This is a genomic window from Mesorhizobium sp. M7D.F.Ca.US.005.01.1.1 (genome assembly GCF_003952545.1).
Classification (GTDB): domain Bacteria; phylum Pseudomonadota; class Alphaproteobacteria; order Rhizobiales; family Rhizobiaceae; genus Mesorhizobium; species Mesorhizobium loti.
In genome coordinates this window covers 773,438-789,665 of sequence record NZ_CP034453.1, presented here as the reverse complement: position 1 = coordinate 789,665, position 16,228 = coordinate 773,438, and the positions used below count along the sequence as shown (strand labels likewise).

The following is a 16,228-nucleotide window of genomic DNA, read 5'->3' as shown; positions in this document are numbered from 1 at the left end:
AGGCCGACGATGAAAGTCCAGCGCATCGTTGCCAACATCGAGACATCGGATGTCGCCGCGGCGAAGCGCTTCTACCAGGACGTGCTCGGCCTCGACATGCTCATGGACCTCGGCTGGATCACAACCTACGGCTCGCAAGCAAAGATGGATGTCCAGGTCAGCTTCATGGCGCAAGGCGGCTCCGGAACGCCGGTGCCGGCTCTCTCGATCGAGGTCGATGATGTCGATGCGGCGCTCGATGCCATGAAGACGGCCGGCTTCGCCATCGAATACGGACCGGCCGACGAACCCTGGGGCATGCGGCGCTTCTATGTCCGCGATCCGTTCGGCCGGCTGATCAACATTCTCTCGCATCGGTGATCATGGTTGTGGCGTGCAGGCTTGCGCGCCGGGCGCTTGGCGTTTAGCAAGACCCCAAATCGAAACGCATTCTTTCTGGGACGGTTTCTCCATGGCAACGAAGCATCTTTTCCTGCTCCCCGGCGACGGCATCGGTCCGGAGGCCATGGCCGAGGTCAAGAAACTGATATCAGCCATGAACGACAAGCTCGGCAGCGGTTTTACCACCGAGGACGGTCTGGTCGGCGGCTGTGCCTATGACGCACATGGCGCGGCGATTTCCGATGCCGACATGGAGAAGGCGATGGCGGCCGACGCGGTGCTGTTCGGCGCCGTCGGCGGTCCGAAATGGGATGCGGTGCCGTATGAGGTGCGTCCCGAGGCTGGCCTGTTGCGACTGCGCAAGGACATGGAGCTGTTCGCCAATCTTCGCCCGGCCATCTGCTATCCAGCGCTTGCAGCGTCCTCCTCGCTCAAGCAGGAGGTGGTCGAGGGTCTCGACATCCTCATCGTGCGCGAGCTGACCGGCGGCGTCTATTTCGGCGAGCCCAAGCAGATCATCGATCTGGGCAACGGCCAGAAGCGCGGCATCGACACGCAGGTCTATGACACGTTTGAGATCGAGCGCATTTCCGGCGTCGCCTTCGAGCTGGCGCGGACCCGGAAGAACCACGTCACATCGATGGAAAAGCGCAATGTGATGAAGTCGGGCGTGCTGTGGAACGAGGTCGTCACCCAGATCCACAAGGCGCGCTATTCCGACGTCAAGCTCGACCACATGCTGGCCGATGCCGGCGGCATGCAGCTGGTGCGCTGGCCAAAACAGTTCGACGTCATCGTCACCGACAATCTGTTCGGCGACATGCTGTCCGACATTGCCGCCATGCTGACCGGCTCGATCGGCATGCTGCCGTCGGCCTCGCTCGGCGCGCCTGACGTGAAGACCAAGAAGCGCAAGGCGCTCTACGAGCCGGTGCACGGCTCGGCGCCCGATATCGCCGGCAAGGGCATTGCCAACCCGATCGCCATGATCGCTTCCTTCGCCATGTGCCTGCGCTATTCCTTCGGCATGGTTGATGAAGCCGACCGTGTCGAAAGCGCGATCGCTGCCGTGCTCGATGCAGGCCTGCGGACGAAAGACATCATGTCCGATGGCATGACCGAGGTCGGTACGGTTCAGATGGGCGACGCGATCATCGCCAAATTCCTGAGCTGATCCCCATGGCGGTCGACGTCCGCTGGGCGACGATCGAGGACGCCGCGGCACTGGCGGCCATGCTGTGCGAGATGGCGGAGCATTACCGGCAGCCGCCTCTCGATACCGACCGGGCACTGTCTGCCGCACGCAAATGGCTTTGCGAGGAAAGCCCGGCCTATCCGCATTTCGCGCTCGCCTTCGTCGGCGGCGAGGTCAGCGGCCTGGCGTCGGTGGCGATCGCGCATCCTGGTATCGATCTCGAGCGGCTGCTGTTCCTTAAGGACCTGTTCGTGCGCGACAACATACGCAACGCCGGCGTCGGCCGGGCGCTGATCGGCTTTCTCGCCGATCATTGCCTCAGCCACGGCATTGGCCGTATCGACCTGACCACCGAAGATTGGAACAAGGGCGCCCTGCGCTTCTACGACCGGCTTGGCGCCGAGCGCCACGGCCAGAAGGTCTTCCTCAGGCTTTCAGGCGAGGCGCTGAAGGCGGCTAAACCCTGACGCCCGCCGGCATCCGCCCCCAAGGGTTTTCGCCCAGGTGAGACGGCACGAGCCCCAAGACCAGCAAGCCCGCTCCGCCGATAACCGGAATGAAGCAGAGCAAGACAAACCAGCCGCTCAGACCGACATCGTGCAAACGCCGCACGGTAAGCGCGATCCATGGCAGGCCGAATGCCAAGACGAAGACAGCGGCGGGTAGCAATCCGATCGACGTCCTACCCGCATTGATGCCGAAGCCGTTGATGGCCAAATTGACGAGTATCCCGAAGCCAAGAAGCGCCACCAGCACAAGATTAAAGCATAGCCAAAAGGCCCAGAATTCCTTGCGGCGGGCGCGTCCGTTGAAATTGAAATAGTTCACGCTCACCGTGTTCCGGAAGTATGCCCACAGTCCCGTGGAACGAGTGGGCTGGTTTTCGGCGGTACGGCCGGGCTGGCGGGGAGGTGACGAGGCCGTGGTCGAATTCACGGCGACGATATTGTGTGCCGTGCCGTCATCGGGCTGGAATTCGACGAGGGTACCGCTGACGAGGGCCGCCCCCTGGGTCACATCGTTAAGGACGAAGAAGTAACGCTTGCCGTCAACTCCATTGATGTAGCCGTAGTCCTGATCCTTGTCGTAGTGAAGCACCGCGCCCTGCATGCGTACCCCCATCTATGCTGCGATGAGAATACTACCCAGGGTTGCCATCGATTGCAATATGCACGCTATACTAAACCCTGACGCCTGCCGGCACCGGCCCCCACTGGTTTTCCCTGGCCTGCGTCGGGATCAGCGCGAAGACCAGGATGATCAGGCTGCCGATGGTCGGGATCAGGATCAGCAGGCAGAGCCAGCCTGACAGGCCGATGTCGTGCAGCCGGCGCACGATCATGCCGAGGCTGGGAAGAATTGTCGCCAGCAGGAAAGTGCCGCACAGCCCGACCGTTATCGCGCCCGAGATATCGCTGTCGAAACCGCCCATATCCATATCGGTGTACAGGCCGATGCCGCCGATGATCAGCAGGCAAACCGTCCAGAATAGGCAGTAGCCCCAATATTCCTTGCGACGCGCGCGACCGGCGAAATTGAAATAGTTCTGCGTCACGCCACGCCAGAAATAGCCCCAGAGATCGCTGGGCTCGGCTGTCTCGGAAGACCGACCGAAATGCTGCGCAGGAGGTGGGGCTGCTGGGGGCGGAACGCCGGCCTGGGCAGGGGCGGCCTCGATGCCGGGGTCGGCGGCGGCCGCAGCGGCAGTCGGGGCGGCGATCGAAAAGACGTCGCGCGCCTGGCCGCCGCCCGGCTGGAACTCGACGGCCGTGCCGTTGGGCATGGCGGTTTCCCGGCGCAGGTTCTCGCGGGTGAAGGTGTAGCGGTTGCCGTCGGCTCCGGTGATGAAGCCAAACCCCTGGTCCTCGTCATAGTGAAGCACTTCGCCGCGCATTTGCCACCCCCGCTCGCCACGTCCCTGCCGAACGTGTGGCACAGGGCCGAGCCGATGGGCAATACCGGGCAGCATGGCTACCGTCTTGCCGGCAGATGAAGCATAAGGCATCAAGTACAACCGCCGTCGCCAAAGCAGACCCAAAAGCAGACAATGACAGCCGAGTGTTCCGATACCAGCGTCGCGATAGAGGACAGAGAGGCCGCAAGGCCTCCGAGGCTGGCCATCGATGCCACCGGCCTGATGTTCTGGCCACCCGGCGAGGGCCTGGCCGGCATCCCACGGGTAGAAAGCTTTCTCATCAACGCGGCGTTGGCGGATCCCGACCCTTGCGTGGAGGTGGTGGCGTTCAGAGCCGATGAAGCCCGGTTCCGCCCACTTGCCCCTTACGAGCAGGACCATGTCGCGGCGGGCGAGATTTCACCGCATCAGGTCCAGAGGTGGCCGGGGAGACGCACGGCGCTGTCGCAGGCTTTCGAGGCAGTGGCGCTGCAACCATGGGGCAAGCGCGACGCTGACCGCCATCTCGCCAAGACGGTGACCAATGGCCGCAAAGGGATTGCCTATCAGGCGACGAAGCTGCTGATCCGTGCCTATCGCCTGTACCAGCGGGCGAGGATCCGGTCGGGCCTGCGCCAGGACGTTCCAAGCCGAGCGGTCGGGACCGAACGCGGCCTTGTCTTGATCAGCCATCACATTCTGACCGGGGATGACCGAGCCGCCGTCTCGGCGCGCGCCGGTGGCCTCGCGTTTCTTTGCCACGACCTCATCCCGACACTGCGCCCCGACCTGGTTGGTATGACCCCTCGCGAGAGACGTTACGGGTCATATCTCGAACACCTCGTGCGTTCCGGTGCGCCGGCATTTTGTGCATCCGAGGAAGTTGGTGCGACGCTGACCGATCATATGCACACGGCAGGCGTCGCCGCGCCGGTCGTGTATCGTTTTCCGATGCCCTCCATCCTGCACGAGACGGCATCACGCGCTGGCACGACCTCGCGCATCGAGACCGACGAGCCGTTCGTGCTCTACTGCTCGACCATCGAAGTGCGCAAGAACCACATCCTGCTGGCGCGGATCTGGCAGCAGGCGCTCGACGAGAGCGTCAAGCTGCCGCGGCTTGTTTGCGCTGGGCGCTGGGGTTGGATGATCGAGCCGCTGCGGGCTTATTTGAAGGCGCATCCCGAGCTCCTCCAGTCGGTCACGTTCACCGGGCTGGTCAGCGACGAGGAACTCATCGGCTACTATCGCCGCGCTTCCTTCGGCGTCTTTCCCTCGCATATTGAGGGCTGGGGCTACGGCGCCTCGGAATGCCTCGATTTCGGCGTTCCGGTCATCGTCTCGACAGCGCCGTCGCTGATCGAAGCGACCGGCGGCCTGATGCCGGCGATCGATTCACAAGATCAGCAAGGCTGGTATGCGGCGATCCGCAGGATGGCGCAGGACCATGCGTGGCGATCCTCTCTGGTCGAGCGCATCGCGGAGAAGCATCGGCCGACGCCGGCGGCTGCAAGCTGGGCTGCCATCAAGGCAGGTCTGCAGGCGAGTGCGTCGAGCCGATCAAGGTTTTAGGCGGGCCGCTTCTTCGCCTTCTTGTGCTTGGGCGCGCCGGTGGTGTCGAATTTCGGCTTGCCCGGCTTCGCCCACGGCTTTGCCTCATGCGCGACTGCCGGGCGCTGATCGGCTGAAGCCGGCGCGCGTTTCTCGAATTTGCGCTTCGGCGCGTTGGGGTCGAACGGCGCCTTGCCGCGATGCGGTTTCTTGTCGGGGCTTGGCGGCTGGTAGCCGGCGCGCGACAGATCGGGCGTGCCGTCCAGCCGCTTCACCAGGATGTTGCCTTGCAGCTTGCGGTCGGGACCGATCGCGGCCAGGAAGCGGTCGGCCCAGTCCGCCGCGATCTGCACGTAGGTCTCTTCCGGCTGCATCTTGATGGCGCCGATCTCGCGCTTCGAGATGCTGCCGGTGCGGCACAGCATCGGGATCAGCCAGCGCGGCTCGGCATTCTGCCGGCGCCCGATCGACAGCGAGAACCAGACGCTGTCGCCGAAATCGTCTCGGCGGCTGGGCGCTTCGTCCCGGCGTGTGAAGTTTTCGCCCGCCGGTCTTTCACGCGATGGCGTGAACGGCGCAATTTCCATCAAGTCCTCGGGCGCCGAGCGGCTGGCGCGGCACTGGCGCACGAAGGCAGCGGCCACCTGTTCGGCACCATGCCTGGCGAGCAGCGCGTCGATGAAACCGCGCTCGTCCTCCTTCACCGGCTCGTCGAAAGCCGGATCGGCAAGGATGCGCTCGTCGTCGCGCCGCATCACGTCGTCGGCCGAGGGCGGGCTCGCCCATGTCGCCTTGAGGCCGGCATTCTGCAACAGCCGTTCGGTGCGCTTGCGGGCGCTGTTGGGCACGATCAGCGCGCTGACGCCCTTGCGCCCGGCGCGGCCGGTGCGGCCGCTGCGGTGCAGCAGCGTTTCCGGGTTGGTCGGCAGGTCGGCGTGGATCACCAGTTCGAGGTTGGGCAGGTCGATGCCGCGCGCCGCGACATCAGTGGCGATGCAGACCTTGGCGCGGCCGTCGCGCATTGCCTGCAAGGCATGGCTGCGCTCGTTCTGGCTGAGTTCGCCGGAGAGTGCGACGACGGAGAAGTTGCGGTTGTTGAAGCGCGCGGTGAGATGATTGACGGCGGCACGCGTGTTGCAGAACACCAGCGCGTTCTTGGCCTCGTAATAGCGCAGCACGTTGATGATGGCGTTTTCCCGGTCGGGTTGGGCAACGCTCAGCGCCCGGTATTCGATGTCGAGATGCTGCTTTTCCTCGCCGGCGGCCGAAATGCGCACGGCATTGCGCTGGTAGCCCTGGGCGAGCGTTGCGATCGAGCGCGGCACCGTGGCCGAAAACATCAGCGTGCGGCGCTCGGCCGGGGCAGCGTCGAGAATGAATTCGAGGTCCTCGCGAAAGCCGAGGTCGAGCATCTCGTCGGCCTCGTCGAGCACCACCGCCTTGAGCGCCGACATGTCGAGCGAGTGCCGGGTGATGTGGTCGCGCAGCCGGCCGGGCGTGCCGACGACGATATGGGCGCCGCGCTCCAGCACACGCCGCTCCGAGCGCATGTCCATGCCGCCGACGCAGGACGCCACGGTGGCGCCGGTCAGCTCATAGAGCCATTCCAGCTCGCGTGTCACCTGCAACGCCAGTTCACGCGTCGGCGCCACCGCCAGCGCCAGCGGTGCCGCGGCGTGGCCAAAGCGCTCGGCGCCTTCGAGCAGGGTTGGCGCCAAGGCGAGGCCGAAGGCCACCGTCTTGCCGGAGCCGGTCTGCGCCGAAACCAGCGCATCGGCCTCGCCGAGTTCGGGCGCCACAACCGCCTTCTGTACGGGCGTCAGCTCGGAGTAGCCGCGTTTTTCCAGCGCCTTTGCCAGCGCGGGAACGAGTGCATCGAAGTTGGACATCTTACTCTTTCGGAATTCGGATTCTTATATGCCCAGCAATGGGCCTGTCTTCGGCGGGCGTCGGGACGCTCCATGAGCCGGATAGTCATGCCGTTCGTACTTCGTGCCGCTGCCATTGTACAGGGCAACAGGGCGCTCATCGCAATTGACTCTTGACGCAAACCGCGTAAAAGCCCGCTTCGAACGGGATCGTCTTTCGATGCGCGGCCTTTTGATGGCTCTTCTTACATTCGATGCCCCCAGCCTCAATGCACATCATTGGGCCGGGCGGGTCGGCACGTCTCCCCGTTCCAGCAAAACTATGGCCAAAACCACCACCAAAACGGTGTGATTCCCTTGGCCTAACCACCCTCTCCCGGGTTCGGCCCGGGGGACGGAACCCGCATCGGCCAGCGGGTTTCTCCAAAAACCAAGCGGAGAGGGACAGGAGATTTTTCGATGAGTTTCAAGGTTGCAGTCGTCGGCGCCACGGGCAATGTGGGCCGGGAAATGCTCAACATACTGGAAGAGCGCGGCTTTCCGGTGAGCGAAGTCGTGGCGCTGGCCTCACGGCGCAGCCAGGGCACTGAAGTGTCGTTCGGCGACCGCACGCTGAAGGTCAGGACGCTCGACCAGTATGATTTTTCCGACACCGACATCTGCATCATGTCGGCCGGCGGCAACGTCTCCAAGGAATGGTCGCCGAAAATCGGCAAGCAGGGCTGCGTCGTCATCGATAATTCGTCGGCCTTCCGCTACGACCAGGACGTGCCGCTGATCGTGCCGGAAGTGAACCCGGACGCGATCTCGCTGTTCACGCGCAAGAACATCATCGCCAACCCGAACTGCTCGACGGCGCAGCTGGTGGTGGCATTGAAGCCACTGCATGACTTCGCCACCATCAAGCGCGTCGTCGTCGCCACTTATCAATCGGTATCCGGCGCTGGCAAGGAAGGCATGGACGAGCTCTTTACCCAGACCCGCGCGGTCTTCGTCGCCGATGGCGTCGAGGTCAAGAAGTTCACCAAGCGCATCGCCTTCAACGTCATCCCGCATATCGACGTCTTCCTCGACGACGGCTCCACCAAGGAAGAGTGGAAGATGGTCGCCGAGACCAAGAAGATGCTCGATCCCAAGATCAAGCTGACGGCGACCTGCGTGCGCGTGCCGGTGTTCATCGGTCATTCGGAAGCGGTCAACATCGAGTTCGAAAAGCCGATCACCGCCGACGAGGCGCGCGATATCCTGCGCGAGGCGCCGGGCTGCCAGGTCTTGGACAAGCGCGAGGACGGCGGCTACATCACGCCGCTGGAATCAGCCGGCGAGGACGCCACCTTCATCTCGCGCATCCGCGAGGATTCGACCATCGACAACGGCCTGTCGATGTGGATCGTCTCCGACAATTTGCGCAAGGGCGCGGCGCTGAACGCGGTGCAGATCGCCGAGCTGCTGGTCGAGCGCGGCCTGATCCAGCCGAAGAAGAAGGCGGCTTAGTTCTCGCTCGCGGGCTCGGCCTGCGGCCGACCTGTTTTTCGCTCACGGGCCGCACCGCCGCTGACGCGGCTGGCCCTCCGCGGGGGCGCCGGACAACCGGCGGCCCGCAGTCGCGGGCTCTGCCTCTGGCCGTTAGCCCCCTTCTCCCCGTTCACGGGGAGAAGGTCCCGGCAGGGGGGATGAGGGGCAGCACCAGCCTCAGCTTCGATTCTCAGCCGCCAACCCAACCAACAGCTCCATTGCCTCCTCAGCCCTGTCCGCCGGCACGAACAGATGGTCGTGGTAGAAGGCCGAGACTGGATTGACGCCCATGCCGGCGGCGGCGAGGCGCGTGGTGATGGCGGCGAGGAAGCCGACGGCTTCCAGCGACGAATGGATGTTCAAGGTCAGCATGCAGCAGCGGAAGGAAGCGGTCAGTGCAGCTGCGCTGGCCGCCTCCTCGGTCACGATCAGCGTCACGCCCTCGCGCTCGCGAAACACCATCACCGGCTCGAAGCCTTCCGGCTGGGGAACGCCAGGCGCCAGCGTGGCGAAGACATAGGTGCCGGCGAGCAGTTCCGGCGTCATCGATGCCAGCAGTGTCTTCAGATCGGTTTCGCCGGTCATTCGTCTTCTCTCGCCTGCAGAAGCGGGCGGCAGCCCACCTGCTCCTCAATATCCGCGACCGGCGCGTGCCGATAGTCCGACGCTGTACCCACGACATGGCGATGTCGCTGGCGGCTGGGCTTGCGGGCCTGTTGCATCGCACAATAGAGGAGATGAGGACCAGCGCCGGTCCGCGAAAGGCTTCTGATGATCGTCCGCCCGCGCCCACGTCTTCTGCATCTGTTCTTCATCATGCGCGGCTCGGTGGTGCCGCGCATCCTGCCGCAGATCTTTGGCTTTGCAGCCTATGGCGCGTTGGTGGTGGTGGTCGTGCGGGCGCTGAAGCTCGACTTCGGCAATGCCGGCACAGCACCCTTCGCGCTGCTCGGTGTGGCGCTGTCGATCTATCTCGGCTTCCGCAACAACGCCGCCTACGACCGCTGGTGGGAGGCGCGCAAACTGTGGGGCCAATTGGTCTTCGATATCCGCAATCTGGCGCGCGCCTCCGCCGGGCTGGTCGACGACCGGACGGAATTGCGCGGCCTGCTGATGGAAGCGATCGCCTTCTGCCACTTTCTGCGCGGGCTGCTCAGGCGGGTCGACGCGGCGCCGCAAGCCCGCGCCTTCATCGGTGACGAAACCGAGATCGTCGCCAAGGCAGCGAACGCACCCGATGCGATGGTACGCGGCATGGGCCGCCGCATCGCCGCGCTGCGCAAGGCCGGCGCGATCGATACGATCGGCTACCGCATCCTCGACGAGCGCCTGTCGGAAATCGCCGCCGCGCAGGCCGGATGCGAGCGCATCATGGGAACACCCTTGCCGTTCGCCTATACGCTGCTTCTGCAGCGCACCGCCTATGTCTTCTGCCTGCTCTTGCCCTTCGGGCTGGTCTCCGCCGCCGGCTGGGCGACGCCGCTGTTCACCGCGCTGATCGCCTACACCTTCTTCGGCCTCGACGCGCTGTCGGAAGAACTCGAGGACCCGTTCGGCACCGAGGCCAACGACCTCGCTCTCGACAGCCTCTGCCGGGTCTGCGAGATCTCGGTGTTCGAGGCGCTGGGCGAAACGCCACCGAAAATGCTGCCGGCCGAGAAGTTTTACTTCTCGTAGGCAGAACAACGCCAAAAAGAATCCGCATCCTGTAGGATCGCAGCCTCATGCCGCGTCCTTGGTTCGACCCCAGCGAAAGGGCTCGAACCATCAGGAGGGACCGCCATGAGCATTTCCGAAACCGTGCCCGTATCGCCGGGCGCTCTGTGGACCGGCCGCGCGCTCAGCGGCGTCATCGTGCTGTTCATGATCTTCGACGGCGCCATCAAGCTGCCGCCGCTCGACATCGTCACCCAGACGATGGTGCCGCTCGGTTGGCCGGCGGATCCGAATGTCGCGCGCATGCTCGGCATCATCGGCCTGATCTCGACGGCGCTCTACGCCTTGCCGCGCACTGCGGTGCTCGGCGCCATCCTGCTCACCGCCTATATGGGCGGCGCCATCGCCACCAATCTCCGCGTCGATAATCCGCTGTTCTCGCACACGCTGTTCGGCGTCTATCTCGGCATCATCCTGTGGGGTGGCCTATATCTGCGCGACCCACGCGTGCGCGCGCTGATCCCGTTCAGCCGATAGTCTCATTGTTTTGAAGCAATTCCGGACGAGAAACCGCTTCACACTTTTCCTGGAATTGCCTTAGGGAGAGAAAAATGTTCAGCACCATCCTCATTATCCTGCTCGTCATCATCGCCGCCGTGCTCCTCTATGCCGCGACTCGGCCGAATGATTTCGTCGTCACCCGCACCGCCACGATCAAGGCTCCGCCGGAAGCGATCTTCCCGCTGATCAATGATTTCAGCCGTTGGCCGACATGGTCGCCCTACGAAAAGCTCGACCCGCAGATGAAGCGCACGCTCTCCGGCGCCGACAGCGGCAAGGGCGCGGCCTATGCCTGGGAGGGCAACGCCAAGGCCGGCAAGGGGCGCATGGAGATCGTCAATTCGGTGCCGTCCTCGCTGGTGTCGCTGAAACTCGATTTCGAGAAGCCGTTCAGGGCCAACAACAGTGTCGACTTCACCCTGACGCCGTCGGGCGACAACACCGCCGTCACCTGGGCGATGCGCGGCGGCCGGCCCTTCATCGCCAAGCTGATGGGCCTGTTCATGAATTTCGACACGCTGATCGGCAAGGATTTCGAGGTCGGCCTCGCCAATCTGAAGCGTCTCGGCGAAAAATGACGTCAGCTGCCCCATCCGGTAAAGCGATCTGGGCTTAGCCACGACCGGGTGATCTGGCCGTTATTGTTCAGCACGGCATCGACCAGCCAGCGCGCCGTGGCGGGAGCCGCATGCATTGGAGTGCTGTTCCGCTGCTGGGGAACCTGAATCCTTTGCCGGCATTCCTTGCCCGTGGATCAAATCGCCGAGTTGCGAGTTAGAGACTCGCTTGGCGGCGGAGGCGTTTCCCTATCGGAGAGGAACGACAATGAAGAAAACGATGCTTTTGATGGCCCTGCTGGTGCCGCTCGCCGCTTGTTCACAAACGGAAAAAGGCGCCGCCGTCGGCGGACTGGGCGGGGCTGCGGTCGGAGCTGCTGTCGCCGGCGACCCGGTTCAGGGTGCCGTCGTTGGTGGCGCTGTCGGCGCTGTTGCCGGTGCGCTGATCGGCCGGGCGAGCGAGCGTGGCGAATGCCGCTACCGCGATAGCCGTGGCCGCGTCTACATCGACCGCTGCCCTAGCGGCTATTGATCGGGCCGCACTCGAAAAATGAAGTCGACATAGCAAAACGGCGGGCCTGGGGCCCGCCGTTTTCCTGGATACGATAGAGAAATAACTTATTCGGCGGTGGCGGCTTCCGCCTCGGCCGGTGCTGCTGCGGCGGCGGCAACAGCGGCTGCGGCGTCTTCCTGCGCCTTCTTCAGAAGGGCAGCGCGTTCCTGCGCCTTCTTGCCCGGCTCGGCCTTCTTCGGGTTGGAGCGGGCGTCGCGCTTGACGAGGCCGGCTTCGTCGAGGAAGCGCAGCACGCGGTCGGTCGGCTGGGCGCCATGCGCCAGCCAATGCTTGACGCGGTCGGCGTCGACCTTGACGCGTTCGCCATCCTTGGGCAGCAGCGGGTTCCAGGAGCCGATCGCCTCGATGAACCGGCCGTCGCGCGGCGAACGGGCGTCGGCGATGACGACGTGGTAGTAAGGACGCTTCTTCGAGCCCGCACGGGCCAGTCGGATCTTCAAGGGCATTTCTTTTCTCCTAAAAACTCTAAGTTCGTTGATTGGGTTTCAGTTGGTTTTCGTCACGCCGTTGGAAGTGGAAGCCGCGATCTGTTCGTGGTGGCGGATCACTTCGCGGACGACGAAGTTGAGGAATTTTTCCGCGAAATCCGGGTCGAGATGGGCATCCTTCGCCAGCTGGCGCAGCCGGGCGATCTGCTGCTGCTCGCGCGCCGGGTCGGCCGGCGGCAGGCCATGCGTCGCCTTCAGCACGCCAACCGCCTTGGTGCAGCGGAAGCGCTCGGCCAGCATGTGGATGAGGGCTGCGTCGATGTTGTCGATCGAGGCGCGGTAATCGGCCAGGATGGTGCGGGCGTCGGCCATATCTTTCTCTTCGTTCATGGCGTCCTCACTTCTTCTTGCCAAGGCCGGGCAGCCCGCCGCCGCCGAGACCGGGAAGCCCGGGAAGTTTCATGCCGCCGGGCAGACCGGGCAGGCCACCGCCGCCGGGAAGGCCTTTCATGCCGCCACCGAGACCGGCCGCCTGCGCCTGCTTCTGCAAGGCTTCGAGCTGCTTGGGATCCATCTTCGACAGGTCCGGCATGCCGCCGCCCATCATGCCGCCCATGCCGCCAGGCATCATGCCGCCGAGGCCCATCTTGGAGGCGAGACCGCCCATCATGCCGCGCATCAGGCCGCCGCCTTTGCCCTTGCCGCCCATCGCCTTCATCATGTCGGCCATGCCGCGATGCATCTTGAGCAGCTTGTTGATTTCGGCCGCGTCGGTGCCGGAACCGGCGGCGATGCGCTTCTTGCGTGAATGCTTGAGAAGGTCGGGGTTGGCGCGCTCGGCCTTGGTCATCGACGAGATGATGGCGAGCTGGCGGCCGAACATCTTGTCGTCGAGACCGGCGGCGGCCATCTGGTCCTTCATCTTGCCCATGCCGGGCATCATGCCCATGATGCCACCCATGCCGCCCATCTTCGACATCTGCTGAAGCTGGCTGGCGAGGTCGTTCAGGTCGAACTTGCCCGACTGCATCTTCTTGGCCATCGCCGCCGCCTGTTCGGCGTCGATGTTTTCGGCGGCCTTTTCGACGAGCGAGACAATGTCGCCCATGCCGAGGATGCGGTCGGCGATGCGCTTGGGGTGGAATTCCTCCAGCCCGTCCATCTTTTCGCCGGTGCCGATCAGCTTGATCGGCTTGCCGGTGACGGCGCGCATCGAGAGTGCAGCACCACCGCGGCCGTCACCGTCCATGCGGGTCAGTACGAGACCGGTGATGCCGACGCGCTCGTCGAAGCTTTTGGCCAGATTGACGGCGTCCTGGCCGGTCAGCGAGTCGGCGACCAGCAGGATTTCGTGTGGGCTCGACACCTTCTTGATGTCGGCCATCTCGACCATCAGCGGCTCGTCGATATGTGTGCGGCCGGCGGTGTCGAGGATGACGACGTCATGGCCGCCGAGCTTGGCCGCCTGCACGGCGCGGCGCGCGATGTCGACCGGCGACTGGCCGTCGATGATCGGCAGCGTGGCCACCTTGACCTGTTCGCCGAGCTGGCGAAGCTGCTCCTGCGCGGCGGGACGCCGCGTGTCGAGCGAGGCCATCAGGACCTTCTTGTTCTGACGCTCGGAGAGGCGCTTGGCGATCTTGGCCGAAGTCGTCGTCTTGCCGGAACCCTGCAGGCCGACCATCATGATGACGACCGGTGCCGGGGCATTGAGATCGATGGCGACGCCTTCGGCGCCGAGCATCTCGACCAGTTCGTCATGGACGATCTTGACGACCATCTGGCCGGGCTTGATCGACTTGACCACGGCGGCGCCGACGGCCTTCTCACGCACCTTGTCGGTGAAGGAGCGCACCACTTCCAGCGCCACGTCTGCTTCGAGCAGCGCACGGCGCACCTCGCGCAGTGCTGCCGAGACATCCGCCTCCGACAACGCACCGCGGCCGGTCAGGCCGTTCAGGATGGAGCCAAGGCGCTCCTGCAGCGATTCAAACATTCTTCTTCCTTTTTCCCAGGCACCCGGACGGTGACCGAGAAGTAATGCGTTCGCGCCAAGTGTCCAAGCAAAAGCCCGTGCAAGCGAAAAGCCAAAAAGCACCCGGGGGCGCTCAGCGCTGCCGGGTGTTGGCCTCCAGGATCGATTTACAGCACTTCACCTCAAAAGAAGTTTCGGCGTCCTGGTCGGCTTGCTCGGAGGGATACTCGTCGCGGAATTCGGGGCGTGTAGACAGGAAATCGGCCACGGAGTCAAGACAAGGCCCATATCGGGTCGTCCCAGGCTGCGTTCAGGCCGAGCCCGACTGGTCGGGCAACTCAGCGGCAACCCTCAGCGGTGAGCGCGGATGCAGCAGCAACCAAATCGTCAGCAGGCTGCAGGCGATGCCGATGAGGGCGATGAGAACCGCATCATATGTCGTCCAGCCCGGCCCTTCGAGCGGCCTGGCGGTGAACAAAGCGAAGGAATTGTAGCTCCCCTGATGCGAGATCAAGAGAAACCCGGTCAGATTGTTGCCGAGATGGGCGCCCAGGGCGGCGCCGAGATTGCCGGTGGCATAGACGACAAGCGTCAGCAGCAGCGCGAAAGCCGCGATCGAGGCCAGCATGCAGGCGTTGATGGCGGGCGACGCGCCTGCACTCCAATGCAGCGAGGTGAACAGCAGAGCGGGCAACAGCGCCCAGATGAACGGGCTCTTGAACCGGTTGGCCAGGCCCCGCAGCAGATAGCCGCGAAACAGCACCTCTTCCGACGAGGTCTGCAACAAAGTGAGCGCGGCGATCGGGATCGCGAACAGCAGCCAGGACGACAGGCTGATCGGGCCGCGCGCGATCTGCGGCTGCAAGAGATAGAGCAGGATCTCGGATATGAGCGATGTCATCAGCACCGCGATCAGCCCCTTGAGGAAGCCCGACCATGAAATACGAAGGCTGACGCCGATCAGCGCCGACAGCTTCTCACCATGCACCCAGCGCATGGCGACCCACAGGCCGATCCAGATGCCGGCGAACGAGACGAGCGCGGTGAGGATGCCGATGGGCGAGGCGAGGAAGTCCTGCATTACCCCGTCTGATGGCGGAGCCGCTGGTGCCTGCCAGGTGAAGAAAGCGTAGGTGCCGCCGAACAGCACTGCGGCGGTCGTTGCGGCCCAGAACAGGACCACGATTGCCGTTCCGAGGAACAGGCGCGGCAAGGTCGTCCGGGCGTTCGGCGACTGCCTATAGCGCTCGAAGGCGGCCGAATCGATCGTCACGCTGGCTCCTTTGCCAAATCCATCGTCTGTTGATCTAGCCGATGGTCCGGAAATTCGGAATCGATTTTCCGCAAAGGATTCACGCACGGGTGGCCGCCGCCGCACGTCCAGGGGATGCAGCACTGCCGCCTGCCTGTTACCGGGCGGTCGCTTCTGTCGCGGCCGCCTATGCTAAATCTATGTCAGCGCACGACGTACATGATGCGCCGGGTCTGCGGATCGATCAGCGCCGGTTGGCCGTTCACATAGACATAGCGGTAGTTGTAGTCCGGAATCTCGCGCAGTTCGACGGTGTCGGGCAAGGTCGCGCCGGTCACCACCTCGCCGTCGAGATAGACGGGGTCGAGGCGATGCGTGTCGACATAGGTTCTGATTTCGGGCGGAGGCGGGGGGAAGGCGTCCTCGACCGGCTCACCGCCAACGATCGCACCGGTGTAATCGGTCGAGTAGTTGCCGATGTCTTCCGGCGGCGAGACGACAGCAACGCTGGAACGCCGCTGCGTCAGCACGACCCGGCTGCCACCGAAATCAGCCGTCACATAGTCGGAATAGACCCAACCCTGGCCGCCGGCCTCGGCGATGGTGCACCATTTGCTGTTTTCGATGCAGCCATTAAGCGTCGCCGACTGCCCGGCGGCGAGCACGCCGATGACAGGATATTGCGGACCAGGCCCGGCTCGGACGTTGAGATCGGTGACGGCGGAGACGGCGGTGTCGGCAAAGGCGGCGCCCGACATCGCGGTCAGCATTCCGGCGACCGCCGGAAACAATAGAGATTTCATGGTTTCTCTCCGTTTTCA

18 protein-coding genes are annotated in these 16,228 nt (G+C 64.1%); 9 read left to right on the top strand and 9 right to left on the bottom strand.

All coding sequences use genetic code 11. The features are described 5' to 3' along the window. Nucleotides 1-9 precede the first annotated feature (9 nt). From EJ076_RS03750 to EJ076_RS03740, 3 genes are all read left to right on the top strand, one after another. Complete coding sequence (locus tag EJ076_RS03750) at nt 10-360, top strand: VOC family protein (RefSeq protein ID WP_126066946.1); 351 nt, start codon at nt 10-12, stop codon at nt 358-360. Between the two features lie 91 nt (nt 361-451). Further along, entirely contained in the window at nt 452-1,555 is a 1,104-nt protein-coding gene (gene leuB, locus EJ076_RS03745; protein WP_126066945.1) for a 3-isopropylmalate dehydrogenase, read from the top strand. Nucleotides 1,556-1,560: 5 nt separating this feature from the next. Continuing rightward, complete coding sequence (locus tag EJ076_RS03740) at nt 1,561-2,043, top strand: GNAT family N-acetyltransferase (protein ID WP_126066944.1); 483 nt, start codon at nt 1,561-1,563, stop codon at nt 2,041-2,043. On the opposite strand, the gene EJ076_RS03735 is transcribed toward EJ076_RS03740, so the two are convergent. Next, on the bottom strand, nt 2,033-2,686 hold the full coding sequence (locus tag EJ076_RS03735) for a DUF805 domain-containing protein (RefSeq protein ID WP_126066943.1): 654 nt from the start codon (nt 2,684-2,686) through the stop codon (nt 2,033-2,035). The two genes, EJ076_RS03740 and EJ076_RS03735, sit on opposite strands and share 11 nt — an antisense overlap. Nucleotides 2,687-2,756: 70 nt before the next feature. After that, nucleotides 2,757-3,470 (bottom strand): DUF805 domain-containing protein, encoded by a 714-nt coding sequence (locus EJ076_RS03730; RefSeq protein WP_126066942.1) that lies wholly within the window; start codon nt 3,468-3,470, stop codon nt 2,757-2,759. A gap of 153 nt (nt 3,471-3,623) precedes the next feature. Between EJ076_RS03730 and EJ076_RS03725 the strand changes: the two genes are divergently transcribed. Beyond that, the gene (locus tag EJ076_RS03725) at nt 3,624-5,042 is read left to right on the top strand and encodes a glycosyltransferase (protein WP_126066941.1); all 1,419 of its coding nucleotides are present in this window, start codon (nt 3,624-3,626) and stop codon (nt 5,040-5,042) included. Here the strand turns inward: EJ076_RS03725 and EJ076_RS03720 are convergent. Further along, nucleotides 5,039-6,910, bottom strand: coding sequence for a DEAD/DEAH box helicase (locus EJ076_RS03720; protein ID WP_126066940.1), 1,872 nt, complete (start codon nt 6,908-6,910; stop codon nt 5,039-5,041). The genes EJ076_RS03725 and EJ076_RS03720 overlap by 4 nt on opposite strands. 438 nt (nt 6,911-7,348) lie before the next feature. On the opposite strand from EJ076_RS03720, the gene EJ076_RS03710 reads away from it, so the two are divergent. Continuing rightward, nucleotides 7,349-8,383 (top strand): aspartate-semialdehyde dehydrogenase, encoded by a 1,035-nt coding sequence (locus tag EJ076_RS03710; RefSeq protein WP_027059343.1) that lies wholly within the window; start codon nt 7,349-7,351, stop codon nt 8,381-8,383. A 198-nt stretch (nt 8,384-8,581) separates the two neighbouring features. Here EJ076_RS03710 and EJ076_RS03705 read toward each other — a convergent pair whose 3' ends face one another. Next, a complete protein-coding gene (locus EJ076_RS03705) occupies nt 8,582-8,989 on the bottom strand; it encodes an ACT domain-containing protein (RefSeq protein WP_126066938.1) in 408 nt (135 codons plus the stop codon). A 186-nt stretch (nt 8,990-9,175) separates the two neighbouring features. On the opposite strand from EJ076_RS03705, the gene EJ076_RS03700 reads away from it, so the two are divergent. The 4 genes from EJ076_RS03700 (at nt 9,176) to EJ076_RS03685 (ending at nt 11,710) form a co-directional block, all read left to right on the top strand. After that, nucleotides 9,176-10,081 carry a bestrophin family ion channel gene (locus tag EJ076_RS03700; protein ID WP_126066937.1) on the top strand — a complete coding sequence of 302 codons (906 nt, stop codon included), beginning with the start codon at nt 9,176-9,178 and terminating at the stop codon, nt 10,079-10,081. A gap of 105 nt (nt 10,082-10,186) precedes the next feature. Then, nucleotides 10,187-10,597, top strand: coding sequence for a DoxX family protein (locus EJ076_RS03695; RefSeq protein WP_126066936.1), 411 nt, complete (start codon nt 10,187-10,189; stop codon nt 10,595-10,597). A gap of 74 nt (nt 10,598-10,671) precedes the next feature. After that, nucleotides 10,672-11,199 (top strand): SRPBCC family protein, encoded by a 528-nt coding sequence (locus EJ076_RS03690; protein ID WP_126066935.1) that lies wholly within the window; start codon nt 10,672-10,674, stop codon nt 11,197-11,199. Between the two features lie 247 nt (nt 11,200-11,446). Further along, a complete protein-coding gene (locus EJ076_RS03685; RefSeq protein ID WP_126066934.1) occupies nt 11,447-11,710 on the top strand; it encodes a glycine zipper domain-containing protein in 264 nt (87 codons plus the stop codon). Nucleotides 11,711-11,796: 86 nt separating this feature from the next. Here EJ076_RS03685 and rpsP read toward each other — a convergent pair whose 3' ends face one another. From rpsP to EJ076_RS03660, 5 genes are all read right to left on the bottom strand, one after another. After that, nucleotides 11,797-12,198, bottom strand: coding sequence for a 30S ribosomal protein S16 (gene rpsP, locus EJ076_RS03680; RefSeq protein WP_126066933.1), 402 nt, complete (start codon nt 12,196-12,198; stop codon nt 11,797-11,799). A gap of 39 nt (nt 12,199-12,237) precedes the next feature. Continuing rightward, entirely contained in the window at nt 12,238-12,570 is a 333-nt protein-coding gene (locus EJ076_RS03675; RefSeq protein WP_109663710.1) for a chorismate mutase, read from the bottom strand. A gap of 7 nt (nt 12,571-12,577) precedes the next feature. Next, nucleotides 12,578-14,176, bottom strand: a complete 1,599-nt coding sequence (gene ffh, locus EJ076_RS03670) for a signal recognition particle protein (RefSeq protein ID WP_109663712.1) — start codon at nt 14,174-14,176, stop codon at nt 12,578-12,580. Between the two features lie 289 nt (nt 14,177-14,465). After that, complete coding sequence (locus EJ076_RS03665; protein WP_126066932.1) at nt 14,466-15,428, bottom strand: type II CAAX endopeptidase family protein; 963 nt, start codon at nt 15,426-15,428, stop codon at nt 14,466-14,468. A 182-nt stretch (nt 15,429-15,610) separates the two neighbouring features. Continuing rightward, entirely contained in the window at nt 15,611-16,210 is a 600-nt protein-coding gene (locus EJ076_RS03660) for a DUF1236 domain-containing protein (RefSeq protein WP_126066931.1), read from the bottom strand. Nucleotides 16,211-16,228 lie beyond the last annotated feature (18 nt).